Origin of the sequence: Caryophanon tenue (assembly GCF_001700315.1) — a bacterium.
Taxonomy (GTDB): domain Bacteria; phylum Bacillota; class Bacilli; order Bacillales_A; family Planococcaceae; genus Caryophanon; species Caryophanon tenue.
In genome coordinates, this window is record NZ_MASJ01000001.1 from 430,681 (window position 1) to 452,981 (window position 22,301).

The 22,301-nt window shown below is 40.6% G+C and carries 24 protein-coding genes; 17 read left to right on the forward strand and 7 right to left on the reverse strand.

All coding sequences use genetic code 11. The features are described 5' to 3' along the window. The first annotated feature begins 47 nt into the window (after positions 1–47). From mce to A6M13_RS02025, 6 genes are all read left to right on the forward strand, one after another. Positions 48–461: a methylmalonyl-CoA epimerase gene (gene mce / locus A6M13_RS02000; protein ID WP_066542434.1), complete on the forward strand. Its 414-nt coding sequence runs from the start codon at positions 48–50 to the stop codon at positions 459–461. A 2-nt stretch (positions 462–463) separates the two neighbouring features. Continuing rightward, positions 464–2,023: an acyl-CoA carboxylase subunit beta gene (locus A6M13_RS02005; protein ID WP_066542435.1), complete on the forward strand. Its 1,560-nt coding sequence runs from the start codon at positions 464–466 to the stop codon at positions 2,021–2,023. A 258-nt stretch (positions 2,024–2,281) separates the two neighbouring features. Then, on the forward strand, positions 2,282–2,491 hold the full coding sequence (locus A6M13_RS02010; protein WP_141680884.1) for a hypothetical protein: 210 nt from the start codon (positions 2,282–2,284) through the stop codon (positions 2,489–2,491). Positions 2,492–2,641: 150 nt separating this feature from the next. Then, positions 2,642–3,382, forward strand: a complete 741-nt coding sequence (locus tag A6M13_RS02015) for a VOC family protein (protein WP_066542438.1) — start codon at positions 2,642–2,644, stop codon at positions 3,380–3,382. 16 nt (positions 3,383–3,398) lie between these two features. Next, positions 3,399–3,881 (forward strand): GNAT family N-acetyltransferase, encoded by a 483-nt coding sequence (locus A6M13_RS02020; protein WP_066542440.1) that lies wholly within the window; start codon positions 3,399–3,401, stop codon positions 3,879–3,881. Positions 3,882–3,943: 62 nt separating this feature from the next. Beyond that, a complete protein-coding gene (locus tag A6M13_RS02025) occupies positions 3,944–4,468 on the forward strand; it encodes a GNAT family N-acetyltransferase (RefSeq protein WP_066542442.1) in 525 nt (174 codons plus the stop codon). Between the two features lie 76 nt (positions 4,469–4,544). Here the strand turns inward: A6M13_RS02025 and A6M13_RS02030 are convergent, their stop codons facing one another. Next, entirely contained in the window at positions 4,545–5,288 is a 744-nt protein-coding gene (locus tag A6M13_RS02030) for a hypothetical protein (RefSeq protein ID WP_066542443.1), read from the reverse strand. A gap of 1 nt (position 5,289) precedes the next feature. Beyond that, positions 5,290–9,093 carry a DEAD/DEAH box helicase gene (locus A6M13_RS02035; RefSeq protein WP_066542444.1) on the reverse strand — a complete coding sequence of 1,268 codons (3,804 nt, stop codon included), beginning with the start codon at positions 9,091–9,093 and terminating at the stop codon, positions 5,290–5,292. Positions 9,094–9,223: 130 nt separating this feature from the next. Here A6M13_RS02035 and A6M13_RS02040 point away from each other — a divergent pair, with 130 nt between their 5' ends. Then, positions 9,224–9,949, forward strand: a complete 726-nt coding sequence (locus A6M13_RS02040; RefSeq protein ID WP_066542446.1) for a 3-ketoacyl-ACP reductase — start codon at positions 9,224–9,226, stop codon at positions 9,947–9,949. Between the two features lie 57 nt (positions 9,950–10,006). Here A6M13_RS02040 and A6M13_RS02045 read toward each other — a convergent pair whose 3' ends face one another. Beyond that, positions 10,007–10,765: an SDR family oxidoreductase gene (locus A6M13_RS02045; RefSeq protein WP_066542450.1), complete on the reverse strand. Its 759-nt coding sequence runs from the start codon at positions 10,763–10,765 to the stop codon at positions 10,007–10,009. Positions 10,766–10,905: 140 nt separating this feature from the next. Between A6M13_RS02045 and A6M13_RS02050 the strand changes: the two genes are divergently transcribed. Together A6M13_RS02050 and A6M13_RS02055 are read left to right on the forward strand one after the other, a co-directional pair. Next, on the forward strand, positions 10,906–11,466 hold the full coding sequence (locus A6M13_RS02050; protein ID WP_066542451.1) for a TetR/AcrR family transcriptional regulator: 561 nt from the start codon (positions 10,906–10,908) through the stop codon (positions 11,464–11,466). After that, positions 11,463–11,861 (forward strand): VOC family protein, encoded by a 399-nt coding sequence (locus A6M13_RS02055; protein ID WP_066542453.1) that lies wholly within the window; start codon positions 11,463–11,465, stop codon positions 11,859–11,861. The genes A6M13_RS02050 and A6M13_RS02055 overlap by 4 nt, the downstream gene beginning before the upstream one ends. Positions 11,862–12,202: 341 nt before the next feature. Here A6M13_RS02055 and A6M13_RS02060 read toward each other — a convergent pair whose 3' ends face one another. Then, positions 12,203–13,519, reverse strand: coding sequence for an S-layer homology domain-containing protein (locus A6M13_RS02060; RefSeq protein WP_066542455.1), 1,317 nt, complete (start codon positions 13,517–13,519; stop codon positions 12,203–12,205). Positions 13,520–13,742: 223 nt separating this feature from the next. On the opposite strand from A6M13_RS02060, the gene A6M13_RS16215 reads away from it, so the two are divergent. Further along, positions 13,743–13,898 carry a hypothetical protein gene (locus A6M13_RS16215; protein ID WP_169817409.1) on the forward strand — a complete coding sequence of 52 codons (156 nt, stop codon included), beginning with the start codon at positions 13,743–13,745 and terminating at the stop codon, positions 13,896–13,898. A 68-nt stretch (positions 13,899–13,966) separates the two neighbouring features. Here the strand turns inward: A6M13_RS16215 and A6M13_RS02065 are convergent, their stop codons facing one another. Beyond that, complete coding sequence (locus A6M13_RS02065; RefSeq protein WP_066542456.1) at positions 13,967–14,923, reverse strand: LCP family glycopolymer transferase; 957 nt, start codon at positions 14,921–14,923, stop codon at positions 13,967–13,969. 165 nt (positions 14,924–15,088) lie between these two features. Between A6M13_RS02065 and A6M13_RS02070 the strand changes: the two genes are divergently transcribed. Both A6M13_RS02070 and A6M13_RS02075 read left to right on the forward strand, forming a co-directional pair. Next, a complete protein-coding gene (locus A6M13_RS02070; protein ID WP_066542457.1) occupies positions 15,089–15,739 on the forward strand; it encodes a peptidoglycan recognition protein family protein in 651 nt (216 codons plus the stop codon). A 49-nt stretch (positions 15,740–15,788) separates the two neighbouring features. Further along, positions 15,789–16,085 (forward strand): hypothetical protein, encoded by a 297-nt coding sequence (locus A6M13_RS02075; RefSeq protein ID WP_066542459.1) that lies wholly within the window; start codon positions 15,789–15,791, stop codon positions 16,083–16,085. Positions 16,086–16,242: 157 nt separating this feature from the next. Here the strand turns inward: A6M13_RS02075 and A6M13_RS02080 are convergent, their stop codons facing one another. Next, a complete protein-coding gene (locus A6M13_RS02080; protein ID WP_066542461.1) occupies positions 16,243–16,764 on the reverse strand; it encodes a GNAT family N-acetyltransferase in 522 nt (173 codons plus the stop codon). Between the two features lie 171 nt (positions 16,765–16,935). On the opposite strand from A6M13_RS02080, the gene A6M13_RS02085 reads away from it, so the two are divergent. The 4 genes from A6M13_RS02085 to A6M13_RS02100 all read left to right on the forward strand — a co-directional run bounded on the left by A6M13_RS02085 (position 16,936) and on the right by A6M13_RS02100 (position 20,319). Then, positions 16,936–17,367 carry a BrxA/BrxB family bacilliredoxin gene (locus tag A6M13_RS02085; protein WP_066542463.1) on the forward strand — a complete coding sequence of 144 codons (432 nt, stop codon included), beginning with the start codon at positions 16,936–16,938 and terminating at the stop codon, positions 17,365–17,367. Continuing rightward, a complete protein-coding gene (locus tag A6M13_RS02090) occupies positions 17,355–18,143 on the forward strand; it encodes a class I SAM-dependent methyltransferase (RefSeq protein ID WP_066542465.1) in 789 nt (262 codons plus the stop codon). Before A6M13_RS02085 ends, A6M13_RS02090 begins: the two co-directional genes overlap by 13 nt. 93 nt (positions 18,144–18,236) lie before the next feature. Further along, complete coding sequence (locus A6M13_RS02095) at positions 18,237–19,037, forward strand: GNAT family N-acetyltransferase (protein WP_066542467.1); 801 nt, start codon at positions 18,237–18,239, stop codon at positions 19,035–19,037. A 679-nt stretch (positions 19,038–19,716) separates the two neighbouring features. Next, complete coding sequence (locus A6M13_RS02100; RefSeq protein WP_342669456.1) at positions 19,717–20,319, forward strand: YpjP family protein; 603 nt, start codon at positions 19,717–19,719, stop codon at positions 20,317–20,319. Between the two features lie 130 nt (positions 20,320–20,449). Here A6M13_RS02100 and A6M13_RS02105 read toward each other — a convergent pair whose 3' ends face one another. Then, positions 20,450–21,175: a coiled-coil domain-containing protein gene (locus A6M13_RS02105; protein WP_066542471.1), complete on the reverse strand. Its 726-nt coding sequence runs from the start codon at positions 21,173–21,175 to the stop codon at positions 20,450–20,452. Between the two features lie 264 nt (positions 21,176–21,439). Here A6M13_RS02105 and A6M13_RS02110 point away from each other — a divergent pair, with 264 nt between their 5' ends. Beyond that, positions 21,440–22,300 (forward strand): alpha/beta fold hydrolase, encoded by an 861-nt coding sequence (locus A6M13_RS02110; protein WP_066542473.1) that lies wholly within the window; start codon positions 21,440–21,442, stop codon positions 22,298–22,300. The last annotated feature ends 1 nt before the right edge of the window (position 22,301 follow it).

The following is a 22,301-nucleotide window of genomic DNA, read 5'->3' on the forward strand; positions in this document are numbered from 1 at the left end:
GTAAAATTCTCAAGAAATAAAACGCTATCGTAAGGGAGTTGTACAACGTGGAACGAGTTGACCACATTGGAATTGCTGTCAAAAACTTAGACGAGCAAATTAAGTATTATACAGAAACACTAGGGCTAAAGCTATTAAAGGTAGAAGAAGTACCATCACAAAAAGTGCGTGTAGCATTTCTTGATGCAGGCAATGTGAAAATTGAATTACTTGAGCCAATGAGCGAAGAAAGTGCGATTCATAAGCACATTGAAAAGCGCGGCGAAGGGATTCAACACGTAGCATTCGGCGTAACAGGCATTCGTGAACGTATGGCAGAGTTAAAAGAAAAAGGTGTACGCCTTTTATCTGATGAGCCAGGTCCAGGTGCAGGTGGCGCAGAGGTAGCCTTCTTACATCCGAAAGATTCATTCGGTGTACTTTATGAATTATGTGATAAAAGCAAAAAAGGGGAGCACTAATCATGACAACAACTTTAGATATGTTTGATAAAATCAATGAATTATATGACCGTAAACAAGTAATCGAGCTTGGTGGCGGTGACGCACGTATTGAGAAGCAACATGAAAAAGGAAAAATGACAGCACGTGAGCGTATCGAGATGTTACTAGATGACGGTACATTTGTTGAAATTAATCCATTTATCACACACCGTACAGTTGATTTCGGTATGGAAAAATTAGAAGGCCCTGGTGATGGTGTTGTAACAGGTTTCGGTAAAATTAACGGACGTAATGTTTACTTATTTGCACAAGATTTCACAGTATTCGGTGGTGCACTTGGTGAAATGCATGCGAAAAAAATCGCAGCGGTAATGGATTTAGCAGCGAAAAACGGCACACCATTTATCGGCATTAACGATTCAGGCGGCGCACGTATTCAAGAAGGCGTACTGTCATTAGACGGCTACGGTCACATTTTCTACCGTAACTCAATTTACTCTGGTGTAATTCCACAAATCTCAGTAATTATGGGACCATGTGCAGGTGGTGCGGTTTACTCACCAGCCATTACAGACTTTATTTTAATGGTTGATAAAACATCTCAAATGTTCATTACTGGACCAAAAGTAATCGAAACAGTAACAGGTGAAAAAATTTCTGCAGAAGGTCTTGGCGGTTCAAAAGTCCACAACTCGATTTCTGGTAACGCACACTTCCGCGCAGAAAATGAAGAAGCAGCGATTAAACAAATTCAACAATTATTATCATACTTACCACAAAACAATAAAGAAAAAGCGCCAAAACAACCTCGTCCAGAAGGTGATGACTACCGTTCAGAGCTTGTTGACGTTGTGCCAATTGATGCGTCTCGTCCATACGACGTACGTAAAGTGGTTGAGCAAGTTGTTGACGCTGATTCTTGGATGGAAGTACAAGCTGAATTTGCGAAAAACATCGTTGTTGGCTTCGGTCGTATCGCAGGTGAGTCAGTAGGTCTTGTATGTAACCAACCAAAAGTATTAGCGGGTGGTTTAGATATCGATTCTTCAGACAAATTAGCACGTTTCGTTCGTACTTGTGACGCATTTAACGTACCAGTTATTACATTCGAAGACGTATCTGGCTTCTTCCCAGGCGTTAAGCAAGAGCACGGTGGTATCATCCGTCACGGCGCGAAAATCCTTTACGCTTACTCAGAAGCAACTGTACCAAAAATTACAGTGATTACACGTAAAGCTTACGGCGGTGCATATGTAGCGCTTAACTCAAAATCAATTGGCGCTGACTTAGTATTCGCTTGGCCAAACGCTGAAATCGCAGTAATGGGTGCAGCTGGTGCGGCAAACATTATTCACGCTGGTGAAATTGCGAAGTCTGCTGACCCAGAAGCAACGCGTGCAGCGAAGATTGAAGAGTACAAGCAAAAATTCGCAAACCCTTATGTAGCAGCATCTCGCGGTATGGTTGATGATGTAATCGACCCACGTGAAACACGTATTAAGTTAATCCAAGCATTAGATATGTTATCAACAAAACAAGAAGATCGTCCGTACAAAAAACACGGTAATATTCCACTATAATTGATAGTGTAAAGCATCTACGTGAGTGTGGGACATAACGTACATGTTGAAAATATAAAGATGGCTTTATTCATAAAAAGCAGCAAACTGATAAATGTCAGTTTGCTGCTTTTCGGTTTCTGTGCCAAGTTCTATTTGCTGAGCGTAATAGTCGAGATGAGCGATGTAATTGTAGCGATTACGTTAAATTTTAGTGTCTTTCGTTTACATCAATATGCAATATTTGTTATGATGCAAGTAGATATAAAGGAGTTTCAAATGACAAAAAAACAGTATATCGCAAATCGCATTAAACTAAACGTCGTGTATATTATTTTATTAGTTGCCGCTATTATGTTAGCAAGCATATTTTTAGGTCCACCAACAGACTATGCAACACCAATTATTATTATTGTAATTGGGATTGCTTTTATGGAATTTTGGGGCTATAAAAACTGGCAACGCCGAAATGAACGATTAAAAAAGTAAGTGGATGTAACGAAAAAAGATGTAGAGGGCTAATTTACCACTACGTCTTTTTTTCGCTGAATGTACGAAAATTATGAAAAAATGTTCGGTATACGATGCGAGTTGGGTATAGACTGAAAACGAGATAGAGATTGTAAATGAGGTGAAATGATGCAAAACGTATATGTTGATCATATTGTGCACTATGTAGAGAATCCGAAAGAAGCAAAGCTATTTATGGAGTATCAAAATTTTCATGTTGTGGAAGGTGGGCATCATCCACAATGGGGTACGTATAATACATTATGCTATTTTGGCTTAACGTATATTGAGTTTATCGGTGTATATGATATGGAGATTGCGAAAAAAGCAGCGGAAGTTCCGTATAGTTTAGCGTATATGTTTGCAGAAAATGACTATGCAGATGGTCATGTCACAATTGCATTACGCACGACAGAAATTGATGCGATGCGTGAACGTTTCGAAGCCGCTGGGTATGACACGTATGGACCAGAGCACTATACGCGTAAACGACCAGATGGCAGTGTTTTAAAATGGCAACTTTTATTTGTAGGCAAACCAGACCAAGACGTGCGTTTTCCATTTTTCATTCAGTGGGAAGAGCCGGATGATGTAAGGTTGAAGCAATTAAAAGATACAGGTAGCTTTTCGAATGAAAACGGAGAAATTACAAAGGTGTATTATGCAGTCACAAATCCATATGAAACAGTGATTGCATGGCAACAACTGATTGGTGGGCAGGTCATTGATAATCGATTGAAGCTTGCGAATATCATTTTGGAATTTAAAGAGCGAGAAGAAAATGAAATACAACCAATTGGCGTTGAAATTGAAAGTTTACAACCGCCTAAGCAATTTACAATGAATTTTGGCTTTTATCGGACAACGTAGCGAAAGGACGGCTTTTATGAACATACGACACGTAACAGAGACAGATTTAGAGGCGCTTGTTGTAATTGAACAAGCGTCTTTTACACCGGAAGAGGCGGCGACAAAGGAAGCATTTCAAGAGCGTATACAACTAATTTCCGATAGCTTTTTTGTAGCAGAGTTAGCCGGAGAAGTGGTAGGACTTATTAATGGTCCGGTCGTAAGTGAACGCTATATTAGCGATGATTTATTTACGCATATTCAGCCGAACCGAGCACGCGGTGGGCATCAAACGGTACTGGGCGTAGCTGTGCATCCACATTACCGTAAGCAAGGGATTGGTGCGCGGTTATTATACGAACTAGAACAGCAGGCAAAAGCGCAGGAGCGAGAAACAGTCACATTGACATGCCAAGCGTTTCTTGTGCCGTTTTATGAGCGACTAGGCTATCAAAATGAAGGACAATCGAGCTCTAGCCACGCAGGCATTACATGGTTTAATTTAGTAAAGCCACTTTGAGACGTTTAAAGCAATTTTACATACGGGTACATAAAAGGTAAGACGAGAAAGGATGTGAAGCCATGCAGTTAGTAAAGCCAGCCATTGTGTACGCACATATGTACCGCGCTTTTTATGACGAGTGGGTTTCATCAGGGGAAGCCTTTGTACCATATATTATTGAGCATCGACCTGAGCCGTTTGAAACGATGCTTGCCATTTTACACAATCATGAGCGTGGTGTCGGCATTAAACCGTTATGGATGCAAAGCTCAACCTATTGGCTGATTGATGATGAGCAAGTCATCGGTGTTGTTAACATTCGCCATGAGCTAGTAGACTATTTATATAATGAAGGTGGACATATCGTTTATGGGATTCGTCCGTCACAGCGCCAAAAGGGGTATGCAACGGAGATTTTACGCCTAGCGTTGCAACAAGCGCGTGAGTTAGGCTTAATGCGCGTGTTATTAACGTGCGAAGCGGACAATATTGGCTCACGAAAGGCGATTGAATATAATGGTGGCGTGTCAATAGAAGATTATATTACAGAAGATGGGCGTTATATAAAGCGCTACTGGATTTCCCTTGTAGATGACGCAGCTTAAAGGTCATTTACATAAAATGTGCTGCATGGGGCAGAATGAAAAGAGCTATCCGATTTTTTCGGATAGCTCTTTTGCTTTATAAAAATTTTGTGCGCCAATTCGCAATTTCATGCTCAGTGTAATGGGCTTCGAGTACATCGTCATAGCTTTCAAATAGCACATTCCAAATACGTGTGAAAAAGGTTTCTTCTTGCTCATTATAGAGCACAAAAGCAAGACAAGGCACTTCAATCACTTCTGCAATGGCGAGCGTGCGCAACGAAGAAATATACGTTTGAATACCATCTGTTGCAGGCTGGAGCTGTTGCAGTTTAGTCATCACCGTTTCTTCGGCTACTTGAAGTTGTTGTAGCGTTTCTTCTTCTAAATATGGGTAAGGCTCTGGCAAATCATAATCATAGAGTGCGTCGTGTGAACCGTCAATAAAGCGTTCGTGAAGCGGGCTATAAATAAGTGTCGCTTGTTGTTCCTCTTGTGCGTTTTCAAAAATGCCGTCTGCTAGTTGCTGTTCACCGCGCATTGTTAATTGATAGCTGTCTGTATATGACACGAGTTCATTACGTATTAGACTCGTTGTTAAATCCTCGACAAATAAATGCTCCACGGCGAGTAAATCACTCACTGTTTGTAAGTTTGTGACGCGTATACGACTAAATGTTAACAATAACATTTTCATTAAAATATCCATCGTAACACGTTCAACAGGTGCATACGTGACATGAAGCACCTGCATAGGAATGGTGAATTGTTCTGTATGCTTAAGCGTAATATGACGAGGCGCTGTCACTTTTTGTTGCAACGTTTTTTGAAGTTTTTCCATCTTAGCTCACCTCTACTGCCTCGATTTGGCGTATTCCTTTTGTCGCATGAATGGTATCATACAGTGTTTTGTACATCAGGCGCGCATTGTCACTACGCTCTTTTTGCGTAAACATTTCAACGCTACCAATCATCATACATAACTCACGCGCACGTGACACGGCAACATTTAAGCGGCGATAATCACGCGCGAAGCCGATTTGTCCTTTCGATGCCTCAACATTACGTACCATACTCACTAAAATGACGTCCATCTCCATCCCTTGGAACTTATCAACTGTACCTGTGCGGATGTGTAAATGCGGTAGCTGTACTTCTTGCTGAATGAGGCGGTTGATTTTTTTCACTTGCTCACCGTAGAAGCTAATAACACCGACTGATTTTCGAGCATCAGCTGGCAGTAGCCCTTGCGCTTTTGCGCGTGCAGTTGCGTCATTCATATCTAGTAATACATCGCGAATCGTTGCGAGTTCACCTTCGTTAAATAAACTATTGCCATCTTTGACACGTTGTTCAAAGTATGGCGCTTTACTCGGTAAATCAAGCCAAACTAAATGGTCATGACGCGACACAAAGCGACCTTCTAAATAATGGTCACGCATCGCATCACTATCAGTTAAACCACATTGTAAACCACCTTGTTGCTGCGCATAAAACGGTGTAATCCCTGCCATAATTTGTGCATGCATACGATATTGAATCGCGAGCATCTGTTTATTTGTGTCAGGTAGTGCCTTAAAGAGACGTTCAAATAATGATTCACGTAAGAGACCTTCTAGCTCATCGCGACCTTCGAAACGTTCATTATCTTTCATTACCGCTGTTAATGTTTCTTCAAGTGTATCATCACCAAGAAGCGGCGGTAATTGATGGTGGTCTCCGACAAGAATAATCTTTTTCCCTTTTAACATCGGTAAAAGTAATTCTGGTGGTGTTGCCTTTGAAACTTCATCAATAATGACAACATCAAACTCAGGGTAACTGTCGATAAAGTCTTTTCGGGCCGATTGCACACATGTTGTGCCGATAACATTCGCATGTTTAATGTATAACTTTTTAATTTCATCTACGTCATGGTCTGTCGCTTCATCAAGCAAGCTACGCCACTCATTTTGAAGTGCCTGTTTGATTGGTAATTGTTGTAGCTCAAGCTGTAGCTGCGCTTGTGCATTGACTAGCTCCACATGCGCCTCTTTTAGCCGTTGTAACGTGCTTTCAGGATCACTTTCAGCAATTTCGCGGTAATGTCGGCGCTGCTGTTCAAACACTTCAAGCTCCTCCATTAAGAGCGTTTCTTGTTGAAGATTGTCATCAAGCGCTGCACGTACCGTATCAAGCTGTTCTTTTAATGGCAATTCTTCTGTCAGTAGTGTCGCAACTTCCGCTTGTTTTTGTTTCAATGTGCCAGCTTGTGTTTGCAAGGCGGAATAGTCATTGACGTATTCATTTGCTAAACGTGCTAATAAATTGGCATCTTCCTCAATGGGTAACGAAAACTTCATCGAAAGCTGTGCGAGCGTTGCTTCATGCGTTTGTAATTGCTGTGCCAATGATTGCAATTGCTGTTCAAGCTGTACCGTGTCGCGCGCTGCAAAACGGAGCTGTGATGCAATTTCATTAGCGATTGTTGCCGTTGCTTGTCGCAATGTTTGGTCATACACATCTGCTTGTGGCTTCAGCGCACGACCTTGTATATTGAGCGACTCTTTTGCTCCGCGAAGCTGTGCTAAATGATGACCAAGCTCGTCAAATGTGACGCGACCTTGCGTAGTAATGGCAGTTTTCATCGCAGAAATAAGCGCATCAATTTGCTCAATCGAAATCGTGCCAAGCCACGCTGTTAATACATCATTAGCGTAGTGTCCAAGCTTTTGCTCGATAAAGGTAATCGCACTCACAAGGCGCGTATTGACCTCTTTTAAGCGCATAAATAATGCCGCTTGCTGTTGTTGCTGAATCGCTTGTTGGAGTAGGCGCTCTGCAAGGGCAGAGCACGATAATGTATACTGCTCAACAATCGTACGGAGCGCTTGTGCACTCGTACATGTTTGAATCGTTTCGATAATCGTTTGCTCATTTGACAGGCGATATTGTAAATCTGCAAGCTGAGCCGCAAGTTGCTGTTGTTCATATTGGCATTGTTTGTAAAGCTGTTCCGTTTGTAAATATTTTCGTTTTGCCTGCGTCACTTGAATGACCTCATTGAGTGCCTCAATTTGAGCAGTTAGGGCAGAGCCATCCAGTGTATTTTCAATATAATTTTCCAACTCTAATCGTTGGTGATACAACTTGTTATATTGGTTTGATAACTTCGTCCATTGCTGTTCTAATTGCTTACGTGGTGCGACAAGTGTATCGATTTTTGTATGCAGCGGTAACACTTTACTATTGAGTGTCCGTAGTTCAATTTTGGCTGCCGCTTTTTCTGAAATTTGTTCGTCCGCGCGTTTTTGCTGCTGTTCATTGTCGAGTAGTTGTGCGTCAATTGCTTGCAGTTTTTGCTGTAGTTGTTGCTCCTCAGCTTGCTGGGAATACAGGTGACGGTCAATTTCACTGCGTGTTGTAGATAACCAGTAATGACCGATATTTTCTTCGATAAATTTTTTGCCTTCTTCTTCAATACTCTCTGTTCGTCCGTAACGTAAAATACGAATGTCTTTATGCGCGAGTAAACGACTTAGCGCATTATCCACCGCTAAGTTTGACTGAGATGCAACAAGCGTTTTTAAACCAGCTTGCGCGTTTTGATAGCAAATCTCGGAAATAACAGTCGTTTTCCCTGTACCTGGAGGCCCTTGAATACAATATAAATCATTGGCAGACATCGCACCGATAACAGCCTCTTGCTGGTATTCATTTAATTGGTTATGAAATGTCAGCTGTGCGCGTTTTGTTGGTACTTCAATTTGCGGAATTTCTTCAAATAAAATATTTTCTAAATTTGGATTCGCCGCGTAGCCTTTCGCTAAATCTTGGAAGCCTTTACGTAGACGACGAATTTGGCTTAAGCTTGCAAAATTACTAAACGCAATGGCACCACTACCTTTTGGTAACTGTTGTTTACGTAGGCGTTGTGTAATACGTGGCTGCAACTCAATATCAATCGTTTGGCGGTTTGCTTGTGCGCGTGTCACATCACCAATGGCATCGCCGTATCCTGGAATGGTGACGCTTAAGCCTTCAAGAGCACGCCACTGTTTCGGTGACAGTTGCTGAAGTTGCATCGTCATGCGCGTGAAGTCATCATTGTAATGAATATCTTTATAGGTCGCTTCAATATCGTCAATGGACGCATTTTGTTCCTGAATTTTTAAATAACCTTCCCAACTAGCAATACGTTTTTTGATCGTCTGCTGTTGTTCTTCGGCATTTGGTAATTGTCGCAATGCTTTATAAAAGGGAATGGGCATTTGTGCGTTTGTCGTACGCGTATTAAACGTCACACGTGCATGTAAGCGACGCGTCGTTTGAAGAGGGAAGCGCGTGTCAGCAATATAAAAGCCGGTCGCTAAAAAGCCCGTATTGCGTAGTACAGCGTGTAATACGGCAATGCGGTTCCCAAGGAGCGGTTGTAAATCGTCATGTTCACGTCCATCAATATATATGGTGACATTTGTTTCACCAGGCGCATGTTGCGCACGTTTTTCAATATAAAGTAAAAGTTCCGGCTGCGTCTCAAATAAAGTATGTTCGGAGCGGAAATGTGCGCATAGGGCGTCTTTTGCTGTATTTGTTAAAAGTAGCGTACATTGCTGCACAGCTTGTATAAATTTGTCCACCAACAGTACACCTCGTTTTTTGTTCATTTCAGAACTCTCATTTTACTATAAAACGATTGTTTTTTGTACAGAAAGGATTTGTTTAAGCACGTAGCTTGTGTTCTTGAGAAGAGGTGACGTACAATAAAGGCGAATCATGTAAAAGGGAGAGAAATAGATGACACAAACATTAGCAGGAAAAACAGCTATTATTACAGGTGCGGCGCGTGGTATTGGCCGTGCAGTAGCAGAAGCGTTAGCAGCACAAGGCGTACATATCGGTTTAATCGCACGTACAGAGGCACATTTAGTAGAAGCGCAACAAGCGTTACAAGCACACGGAGTAAACGTAGCATATGCAGCAGCAGATGTGTCAGATTTACCACAAGCAGAAGCGGCGGTCGCATCATTAAAAGCGCAATTAGGTAATGCGGATATTTTAATTAATAACGCAGGCATTTGCGAGTTCGGTTCAGTGTTAGATATGGACCCACAAACGTGGCAAAATATTATTAACGTCAACTTATTCGGTACATACAATATTACACGTGCGGTATTGCCACAATTAATCGACAAAAACGCTGGAGATATTATTAATATTTCATCAACGAGCGGCTTATCGGGTGCTGGTACATCAAGTGCGTATAGTGCATCGAAATTTGCGGTTATTGGCTTTACAGAATCATTAGCGCAAGAAGTACGTCGTAACAATATTCGTGTATCTGCACTAGCGCCGAGCACAATCGTAACGGAGCTTGCGACAGATGCAAACTTAATCAATGAAGATAAAAAAGAGCAAATGATGCACCCAGCTGATTTAGCACAGTATATTGTGGCGCAATTACAATTACCACAACGTATGTATGTAAAAACAGCGAGCTTTGTGAATACAAACCCGTTCTAATACAAAAAAAGCAGTACCCATTGCGGGCACTGCTTTTTTGTTTGAGCGAAAAATGTCTTAATAAGTTGTCCAACCAGCATCAGCGGTAATCACTTGTCCGTTAATGAAGCTTGAGTCTTCAGAACCTAAGAATACTGCTAATTGTGCGATTTCTTCTGGCTCACCTACACGCGGGATTAACGCAGAACCTTTTTGTTGTTGACCTGCACCATATTGGCTCATGTTGGTCATAGAAGCGCCGATATTTGTTTTAACAGCACCTGGTGCGATACCGTTTACGCGAATACCTGATTGAGCATACATAAATGCTGTATTTTTTGTTAAACCAACAACCGCGTGTTTCGATGCCGTGTAAGCTGCACCTGCACGACCACCGTTTAAGCCACCAGCAGAAATGTTGTTAATGATAACACCTGACTTTTGCTCTAAGAATAAATCGACAGCCGTGCGCATTGTTTTCATTACGGAAGTTGTGTTTACAGCGAAGATTAAGTCCCAGCGAGCATCTGTAATTTCATTTACGGGTTCCATACCGTCCATAATACCTGCGTTATTGACTAAAATATCTAAACGTCCGTATGTTGAAATTGTTGTATCGAACATTTTTTTTAAATCGTCATCATTTGTGACGTTTGTTGCAACAGCGATCGCTGTACCACCTGCAGCTGTAATGCCAGCAGCTACTGTTTCAGCGCCTTCTAAGTTCATATCTGATACGACTACTTTCGCACCTTCTTTTGCATATGCTTCGGCGATCGCTTTACCCATACCTGATGCAGCACCTGTAACGATGGCTACTTTGTTTTCTAATTTCATTGGAATGTCCCCCTAATAATTATTGAACATCTGTTCACTAATCACTATAATACAAAGAGAAAATAGAACACTAGCGATAACATACTGCTTATTAAGTTAATGAACAGTTGTAGTAAAAGTTGTTGATTAAGGAGAGAAGAATGGACAAACGAATTGAAAAAACGCTGCATCACTTACAAGAGGCACTTTTACTGTTAATTCGCGAAAAGCCACTTGTTGACATTACAGTTAGTGAATTATGTCGTTGTGCGGACGTCAATCGTGGGACATTTTATAAGCATTTTTCGAATGTACACGATGTATTTGATTTGTATTTTGGTCGCATTATCGCGGATTTAGAACAAAGCTATCATGCACCGCTCAATGTGGCGAATTATAATGTCACACACATTGAGAAGGACACGATTCGTATTTTTCATCATGTGAAACAGTTCGAAGCGTTTTATCGGATAGCACTCGACCCAAATATGCCGATGACATATTATCATCAGCTCTTTTCATTTATTAAACAGCTGATGGAAGAGACGATTGGATCAATAAGCGATGAACGCCAACGACGCTTTCAGGCGAGTACATCTGCCAATATGATTATGGGCATGATTATGCAGTGGCATGAGGAAGATTACCGTTTAACACCAGCAGAGTTAAATCATTATTTTTTTCAAATTTTACGAGCAAATGAAGAGAGGTTTTATGAATGACAAGACGTGCACACCATGTATGTATTCAAACAAATACGTACGACGACAGCATGACGTTTTACAAAACATTAGGTTTTACGGTGCTTCACGAAACACCAGGCTTTCATACACGAAGCTATAATACGTGGCTTGCGATTGATGGGTTTCATATTGAACTACAAACGCCAAAAGAAGGAGAGACACTTGCTGACACCAACATCAATCAGCTTGGACTAGCACATTTTTGTTTATGGGTCGAGCAGTTAGCGCCACTCGTTGAATTATTACAGCAGCAAGGCTATCGCTTTAAAGAAAAGCATGGTGGTGCTATTTACGAAGTAGAAGGTGGCAAACTTGCGAAAGTTTATGCACCTGAAGGGACGTTAATTGAGCTGCGCGATGACTGGACGCTGTAAGTAGCACGTAGACAAGAAGCAAAGTGAAAAATGTCTGATACACGTGTAGTAAGAAGTACAAAAGGAGACTGGGACAGAACCCTATTTCTGATGAAAATAAGTGTATTGAGATGATAAGAATTTGCGGGTGCGTTCCGACACAAGCGGCGACTTCTGCAGGAATAGCATGAGCTTGAGACTACAGGCTCAGGCCATGCCTGCGAAACGCGTCCGCTATGTGGCGTAGCACCCAAAGCAGAAAAATATCCTTCAGCAGTTGTCATTGCTGAAGGATATTTCCTTTTGTCCCAATCTCTTTTGCTTTTGTCTTGAAGTCTTGTCTAGCTTGTTATCGTAATTGCTTACTGAATATAATCTTTTACAAGCTGGAACATATCTTTGTAGCGCATATTATACACTTTATAAAAAGCGTCTTTATCGGGCATCTTTTTTGTCAGCTGTAAATATTCTAAGAGCGCATCTTTACCATATTTTTTTTCAAGAAGGGCAATTGCGACAATCGACTCTTCACTATAGGGTTCGTATTCATCCATAAAGCCTTGTTCTTTAATAATGGCAACATATTTACTAAATAGTGTTGTCTCTGTAAACGATTGTTTGTTCTCAGCAAATAAAGCGCCGATATTATCAGCAATCGCTTCTTCAACCCATACAGTACTAATGTAGTTTTCGTACTCATTTAATAGCATCCAATGGAAGTATTCATGGTTCATAAGCGTAACGTCTGGTTTTGTATATGGTTTTTCTTGTAAATTCGTTGTTAAGACGATGACATTTTCAATGGAATTAATCCAGCCTAAAATAAACGGGTCATCGATGAGTTCCCCTTTGTATAAATACGTATCTTTATCATAATCCAAAATAAGGAAGCGTGTTTTTTGCGAAGGCGTAAAGCCAAAGTACGCGGCAGCTTGATGGACTTCCTCATTTGTGAAAGCATTTGCGTATGCTTTTACATAATCATAAGGAATCGAAGGTGAGCCGTAAAACATGCCATATTTTGTTTGGATTTTTGTTAACTTCTCTAAATACTTTTCATACTCACTGTCATGGACAGGTGAGAGTGGGAGTGTATCTTCATACTGCAAACGATAAAAAAATACAGCAAAGTGCTGACGTGTTACATATACACCAGGGCGATATGTTTTATCACTATAGCCCGTTGTCGCACCAGTTGTGACTAACGCGCCAATATATGTATTAAATTGATGTGAAGGTAACACATCTTTGAAGGCAGTAGTAGACTGCGGCTCTAACTGGAAAGCATTTGCTAAAATTTTAGCGAGTTGCCCACGCGTTAATGGATTATTTGGTGAATAGAACCCATTGTTGCCGTCTATTATACCGGCACGATATAATGCTTGAATGTCTTTATAGTACGGATGTGTACTTGGGACATCTGAAAATGTCGTTGCAGGACGAATCGCTTTTAATGGAAGCGCGCGGTTTAATATAGCCGCTACGTGTGCACGCGTTACAACGGCAGATGGAGCAAATGTACCGTTAGCATAACCGGTAATTGTACCATCATAAGCAAGCTGTTCAAGCATTGTATGATACGGGTTCGTTTTCGGAACATCTGTAAACTTCGCTTGAGTAGGAAGCGCCATTGTTACGAAGCATAGCACACTGAGGCATATGATTCGAATAAAGCGCAAAGTTGTCAACTCCTTCATATACGTATTTATTATAAATAATAGTAAAAATAATAAATAAAGTATAGGGTTATACAAAAAAATGAGACCTTTAGCTAAAAAAAATCAAATTCATGCTACAAATTTCGCGTAAAGCACCGTAGTAAAATATAAAGAGTCACCTCTTGCATTTTTCATATGTTGTTCATAAAGTAAAGGTGTATATCAAAAAGGAGGACCACCGTCGATGATTTTACCACAGCAAATTACAGCGCTTTTTGCATCATTATCAGAAGAAGAGGTAAAGGCGTTACTTGTAGAAATTTTTATCGCGCGTAACTACGGCAACCAAGAGATGATTATGAAACTAAATGAAATCGCAGAGCGTTACAATTTAGTGTAATGTATGTGGTTGCATAGTAAAAGAGAGTACCGTCTGACAGTGTTTACAGACGGTACTCTCTTTTACGTTTATAGTGTTTCGGCAAGATGTTGCTGTAATTTGCGACTGACTTGCATGACTTCTACATCATCCGCAATATAATACCAAAGTTCATCAATCGTTTGACCGTGCCCTTTTTCAAGCTGGATTTGTTCGATTTGCTTGTTAAAATCATTGTAGCGCATAATAAGTTCATGTAATTGCTTAGATGTCACATTCATATGTACATTATTGCCAAGCACTTCAAACATATTGTCGAGCTTTGTTATAAGCGTTGCAGGGTTTTTCGCTTCTGCTAAAACAGCTTGTAATAACAAACGTTGGCGCGTTTGACGACCGAAATCTCCACGCGGGTCTTCATAGCGAATGCGTGAAAAGACAAGTGCTTCGTCACCGTTTAATGTAATATGCCCTTTAGGGAAATGATAATTACGGTAAGTTAAGGCAAGGTCATTGTCCACTTCGACGCCACCAAATGTATCAATCAGTGTTAAAAATCCTTCCATATTTACTTTCACATAAAAATCAATAGGCATTTGTAAAAAATGTTCGACTGTTGACAGTGCCATTGAGACACCGCCATGTGCATAGGCGTGATTGATTTTTTCAACTGTCCCATGTCCGACGATTTCTGTACGTGTATCACGCGGAATACTTAGCATTTTAATTGTACCTACATGTGGATTTACCGTTAAGACAATCATCGTGTCACTGCGACCGACATCATTGTCACGTTCGTCAACACCAAGTAGCAATACCGAAAACGGACGAAGCTCATCCGTTTGCTCATCAATGAGTAGAGCGTTCGAAGTGGTGTCATCGTTCGCTGTTGCTAGTTCGAGTTCATGTTCAATTGGCTTTGTGATTTTTTCGAGCGTTTCTTGGAATGTAATATATTGATTGACTGCCCATGTTAGCGGAACGACGATAAGTATTGTCAAAAAAATAACGATAACAGGGCGCCAGCGAATTTGTTTGTGCATCATGAAGTAGTCCTTTACACATATATTTTTTATTATAAATTAGTGTACCATATTAGCTACATTTGCCAATGTAGTAAATAAAAATGAATAGCATTAAATCAAAAAATGGAAGAAGCGGTCCACTTTTCATGAAGTAGACGTTATATAAAGAGCAAGGAGGGTGATACAATGGTGCAATTTATCGAAAAGTGGATAGGATCTGCGCAATATGCGAAAAAAAGTCCTTATGCGATGAAAGCTGAAACGATTACGGTGCATAATACAGCAAATGATGCGTCTGCGCTGCGGGAGATTGATTATATGACGACAAATGACCGGTACGTGTCGTTTCATACAGCGATAGATGATGTGTCGATTGTGCAAGCTATTCCATATACACGCAATGCGTTTCACGCAGGTGACGGTGCGAACGGCGAAGGGAACCGTTCGTCTATTAGTATTGAAATTTGCTACTCTAAGTCTGGAGGTGCACGTTATAAACAGGCAGAGGAAAATGCGGTGCAATATATTGCGGTATTATTAGCAGAACGTAATTGGGGCGTTGACCGTCTACGGCAGCATTATCATTGGTCTAAAAAGAATTGCCCGCATCGTATACGCGATGAAAAAAGATGGGCCTCTTTTGTGGCTCGCATTGAAGCGGCACTGCGCACACAACGCTTTCACCAGCATATGCATTATTCGGTCGTTGAAGGTGCGAATGCATTCCGCGTGCAGTCGGGGAAATACACGACAAAAGAAGCGGCAGAGCAAGCAGCAGGAAAAGCGCTAGCAAGTGGTGCACTGCATTATGTGACCATTATTGGTGTGAAGGAGTAGGTGAAACCTTTTACGATGCCTCTACGTATACGTAAGAGGGGTGATGTGAATGGTTGGCATGATCATGATTGGGATATTTGTGGCAAGTGTTCGGCTTTTGATGGATCGACATAGTTTGCGTAAATTAGTGAAAAAACAGCGCATTCAATTTAGCGCAGCCTATTTGATTGGCTATGCTATTATTTTTGGAATCGGTGCGTGGTTAATGGATTGGTCAGAAACGCTTGCTGTGCATAGTATTGTTCAAACAATTATTTTCTTCGGCTTATTTTTCATCGTATTTTTTACTGTACATGTGCTGTTAGTGTATATAGCTCCGGTTTCAGATAAAGAGGACGTATCATAAATAGAAGCGCGCTATACGCTATCGTTTAGATGGATGCATAGCGCGTTTTAATGTGTAGAGAGAAGTTATATGCTGTTATAGGTTTTCATCAGCATAATCGGTACGGTGGCGTTGCAGCCAAGTTATAAACGTAATGATAACTCCTTTTGCATATGACTTAAAAATGAACGCGACTTACGTCAACGACCATTAAATCTTCATCGTAGTAGCGGTCTAAATATTTGAGCGCATTTTTTTCGTGTCCGTATTTCACAAAACCAACTTTTTCATATAAAGCAATGGCGCTATCATTGCTTGAAATCACACTTAAATTAAGCTGTTCAAGTCCGTCAATAAGTTCACATTCGCGTACGAAATGCATCAGCAGCTGAAGACCTACTTTTTGATTGCGCATTTCTTGCGTCACATACATCGCAAAAAGTGTTCCTTTATGGCGCATTTTTTGGCTTATTTCGCGTTTAAATGATACGATGCCACGCAATGTTTGGTCAGCGTCAAATGCCCCGATTACAAACTGCTCATTTGGAATTTCGACTAAGCGCTTGGCGACATCATCATTTGAAAATTGTACTTCACGTTCATAGGTAGAACCGAAAACTTCAGGATTTTTTTGTAGTGCTTGTAAGCGTAGCTCCTGATAAGCTGTCGCGTCATCTACGGTTAATTTACGAATTAACATGAACAATCCCCCCATTTATGTGTAAGGCTCATTTATACTTACTTCTCATTATAGCTTGCTGGCTAAAAAATACATACTAAAATCACTAATAGCGCAATTCAAACGTTTGTACTTCCCTGAAAATCCTTGCTATAATGGGCATTGTGAATAGAAATGAAAGAGGGTATTTTAATGAACGCTTACGATGAATATATGAAACAAGTAGTCCGCCCAATGCGCGCAGAATTAACAGAGGCTGGCTTTACAGAATTAACAACAGCAGATGCTGTACACGAATTTATGGCGGAAAAAACAGGGACATCTCTTGTTGTCATTAACTCAGTATGTGGTTGTGCGGCAGGTTTAGCTCGTCCAGCAGCGCGTGAAGCGGTAGAAGAAGTAGCAGTAGATAACTTAGTAACGGTATTTGCTGGTCAAGATCCTGAAGCGACAGCAGCAATGCGTGGTTACTTTGATGAAGTACCACCAAGCTCACCATCAATGGCGATTTTAAAAGATGGACAATTAGCATACTTCATTCCTCGTGAAAACATTGAGGGCTTCCCAATGGAGCAAATTAAAGCGCATTTAACAGACGTATTAAAGCAAGTATGTGCGGAGTAACAATTGTTACAACAGCAGGACGACCTGATGCACAAAGTGAAGCGCTCGCACAGCAAGCAGCTAATGCGCTGCAGTGTCGCTTTGTATCACGTCAAAAACGTTCTGTGCAAAAGTTAAGCAGCCACTATGATGCGCATGTTATCGTAGCTGGTAAAGAACGCTATGAATATTTTGCGAAAGGTGCTTCGGCGCCTTTCTTTTTTCATCCAAATTCAGCGGCGTTTCGTTTAAAAAGGATTGCGCGGGGAGAACGTGAGCCATTTTTAGACGCAACGGTATTACGTGCAGGCATGAGCTTTTTAGACTGTACGCTCGGTATTGGCTCAGATAGTTTAGTTGCTGCATACGTTGTCGGAGAACAAGGCAGCGTAACAGGGTTAGAAGCAAATACAAATATCGCATTTATTGTGAAGCAAGGTATGTATATGTATGATACGACGGAATTGCCATTAACTGCTTGTATGCGCCATATTGAAGTTGTGGCGACAGAAGCGGTAGCGTATTTACAACAGCAACCTGACAATAGTGTGGACGTTGTATATATGGACCCGATGTTTGAAGAAGTAATTGAAGAGTCCACAAACTTTACGGCGTTACGTGAAGCGGGCGAACATATTACATTAAGTGAGCAGTGGGTACATGAAGCAAAGCGCGTAGCACGTCAGCGTGTTGTATTAAAGGCGCATTATACATCTACATGGTTTACACAATACGGCTTTTTACAGCAAAAACGAGAGAGCGCCAAGTTTCATTTTGGTGTGTGGGAAAAAGAATAATAATCTACATAGCCGCAGATGGAAGCATATGTCTGCGGCTATTTTTTTGTTTTGGTTTGTGATAGAATGTTCTGAAAAAAAGAGGTGTAAGTTATGATACGACGTTTAACAGCGCAAGATCACGAAGCAGTAATGGCACTTGTACAACCGAAAGCTGCAGAAAATGTTTTTTTGATCGGAGATATTGAAGCTTATGGCTATGATGATGCAATTCAAACGATATGGGGAGAGTTCGAAGGGGAGGCATTAATAGCTGTTTTATTACGCTATGATAGCAATTACATCCCGTATGCAACAGGTACATTTAATGTAGACGCTTTTGGCCAAATAATTATGCAACATGAAGGGCCATTTGAAGTGAGCGGGCTAGCACATCTTGTCAAACCAATTATTGCACAAATTGACTGTGCTATTATTCAGCAAAAAGATACATATTATGCGGCATGTTATGCATTGGCATACGAACCAAATGATAGTAATTTACAAGCAGTAGAGCGTTTAACAGCAGCAGACTATGCAGAGGAAGTCGAGATGCTGTTATCGATTCCTGAATTTAAACATGCACAAATCTCGGTTGCTGCGCGTCAACGTGCGGCACAGTATAAAACTGGACGTACATATATAATGCGACAAGATGGCCAGATTGTCGCATCGGCTTCGACAACAGCTGAAAACTCGCAATCTGCGATGATTGTAGGTGTTGGTACAAAACCTGGTTATACAAGACAAGGATATGCTACATATTGTATGGAGAAGTTATGTAGGGAATTACTCGCAGAAGGCAAGTCACTGTGTTTGTTTTACGATAATCCAGCAGCAGGGAAAATTTATAAACGTTTAGGCTTTGAGGATATAGGTATGTGGACAATGGTGCGCTACACAGACAATCATTGACGAATACTACATAATTCTGGTATAATAAAGGAAGTGCTATTTTAGGTAGCAATATTCGATTTGGCATTTCGCTGAATATTTTTGAACATACTTATTCACACTGGCGCATGCTTCGGGGCTGCAAGGACGCAAAAGTAGGTAGGGTTTGCGTTGCTTAAGTTAGAAGATAACAGTGGAGTGAACCGCGGCATTACAGTTTACACAAGGATACTTGTTTTTATATTTTTTTCACTGTCCGTTTGCTAAAACCGAGCTTGCTCGAACAATCCAAACGACAGACTTCCCCAGATGAGTGGGTGGAAACGAACAATCGAATGAATGTTATCTATTAAATACTAAAGGGGTGTTATCCATTATGGATAACGCCCCTTGTCCAATTTATCGGCATATTTGCAAAAAAAGTGGGTAAACATAGTATGTACCCGTTATGAAGTATTAGTCAGTAAAGCATAAAGTCATAAAATAACCGAGCATTGCAAGTAAGCCAACTGTAATCCATGCGGTCATAAAGACGCCCCCTTTATACGTGTCAAATACATGCTAAAATGGTCACTAAAATGAAACGGTAAAAAGAGTTATTCATAAGTATTATTATACGCTACTCCTAAATTTATTGAAACCTTTTCATGGCAGAAACGTAGTAATTTACAAAGAGAGTTTTATTCTAATAAAGCAGGTGATGTTTGTGAAAAAGTGGTTACAAAGAGGATTAATGATTACTGTTGCCATGCTGACGCTTGGCTCAATTACTCCGACGCATGAAATTTGGGATGCGTTTGAAACAAAAACAAAATCGGTGGCAGCAGCGCCCCCTACATATACTGAATTAACGGCACAATACGAAGCACCTGTACCACTCGAACCGGTACGCCTAACACGCGAAGATATTCAATATCAGCTTGTTAATGCAGCGCGTGAGCAAGCATATTTAAAGTTTGGAACACGTATTGGTCCAAAAATTGAATCACAATTTGAAGAGGTAGTATTCCCGAAAATGGAAGAGGCAATTGAAGCAACCGTTGCCCGTATGAATGATACAGATTTATCACAGCTCGCAATTACAGAAAAGCCTTCGGGAGCATATGCAGAAAAGATTTTCCATATTTATAACGAACAAACAGGTGACGATATTATTCGTTTCCATGTTCGAACAGATAAACGTGCGTTAGATGGTTATTATTATAATTTTCACTACCATACGGTGGAAGACAATTTTATCACACACTACACATTAGCAGATATTTTTTGGGCAAAAGATACACCGCCTAAATGGTTGAGCTAACGAAAGCGCTTGATACAAAATCCTTCTCTCGATTAAATTGAACAAAGCCGCGGCGAATATGACATTCGCTGCGGCTTTTTTGTTATTTATCTATCACCGAGTTGGCTCTGTTTTAGAACGCACCTATTGTTTATGCTTGTTGTTCGTGGCGTTGTTTTTCTTTCACCAGCTCTGCAATCAGTTCCGCAATTTCTTGTTCTTGCTGTGCGAGCTTTTGCTGTTGCTGTGCGATTGTATCATCTACAGATTGTTCTTTTAGCTTGACCATTTCGGCGATTAACTGCGCAATTTCTTGCTCTTGTTGTGCAAGTTTGTCATCTTTTTCAATAAGAAGCGCTTTATAATCGGCAAGCTTTTGCTGTGTTTGATTGACATAGGCAACAAACTCTTCTTCATTAGCATCTTGGGTTTTTAACGTGTCCGCTAATTCTTTTTGTGCCTTATGTAGTTCGTCGCGTAGCTTTGTTAGTTCTTGCTGAAGCGATGATGATTTTGAACGCGCCTCGGTATCGGCTTTTTGAACGCTATGCTTATAGTACGTTATTTCTTCTTGCAGTTGTTTATTTTGTGCACACACACGGTCATAATGGTCGAACAGTTGTTGTTGCTCATCATAAAGTGTGTCGTATTGCTGTTGTTGTTGCAACAAGCTTTGTTCAATATATTGCAGACGCCCCACATCATCTTGCATAGCGTTAAGCTTTAATGTAAGAGATTCATTTTTATAAGTTAAGTTTTGAACGTTTGTCGTTTCAATTTGCAAGTTTTTTTCATATACTTCAAGTTGTTCTTCCAACTCTTTTATGTAAGCTTGCTGTTTGTTATTTTTTTTAGATTTTGAAAAAAAGTTAAACAAGGCAACTAATCCTTTCTCTTTCGTGTCAAGGCACTTGGATAGTGTTATCGTAACACGTTCGCTCGCTGTTGAGAATATGTACTTTTTCGCGCCCCTCTTTATAAAAGAAGGGGAAATATACTTAATTGGATAATATTCCTACATATTGTTAGTCGTTCGTAATAAAACTTTAGTTGTTTAGCATAATTAACTTGACCGGACAAGTAGGAATATAGATAATTGAACATGTTGTTTTAAAAATAGAAAAGTAGGCGGGGGCACATTATGTTCGCAGCAATAAATGGAACGAAAATTTATTTTGATGTAGAAGGTTCAGGTTATATCCCAGTAGGACCAACTATGGTAAAGAAACCGGTTTTAGTGGCAGTACACGGAGGACCAGGGAGTGACCATTCGGACTTTAAGCCGTGGTTAACGCCATTAGCAGAAGATTATCAAATTGTGTATTTAGACCAACGTTGTAATGGGCAGTCAGAGCGCGTGGATGTGACAACAGCGACATACGACCAATTAGCGGATGATATTGAAGCGCTACGTCTGTATTTAGGGCTTGATAAGATCGCGGTGTTAGGTCACTCATTCGGTGGCATGATTGCCCAAGTATATGCAACACGTTATCCACAATCTGTTTCGAAATTATTACTAATCAATACAGCGCCAAGCTATGCATTTTATAAAGAAGCAAAAGCGTTTGCAAAGCGTATTGGTACAGAAGAGCAAGTGCGCACAATTCCAGAGCTGTTTGAAGGCAATATTCGTGATGATGAGCATTTAACACAGTGGTGGTCAATTTGTTGGGATTTATATTGGTATGACTATCAAGAGGAGCTTGGTGGCGACACAGGCAACCGTCCGATTGGCTCATTAGATATTACCAACTATACATTTAAGCATTTAATGCCACAGTATGATGTACGTCCACAAATTAAAGAGCTAGCAGTGCCAACATTAATCGTTGCAGGTCGTCATGATTGGATTACACCGTTAACACAATCAGAAGAAATGCATGCTTTAATACCAAATTCAGAGCTTGTTGTCTTTGAGAAGAGTGGTCATATGCCATTTATTGAAGAACACGCAGAATTTTTACAAGTCGTACGTGCGTTTTTATGTAAAGGTGAATAGT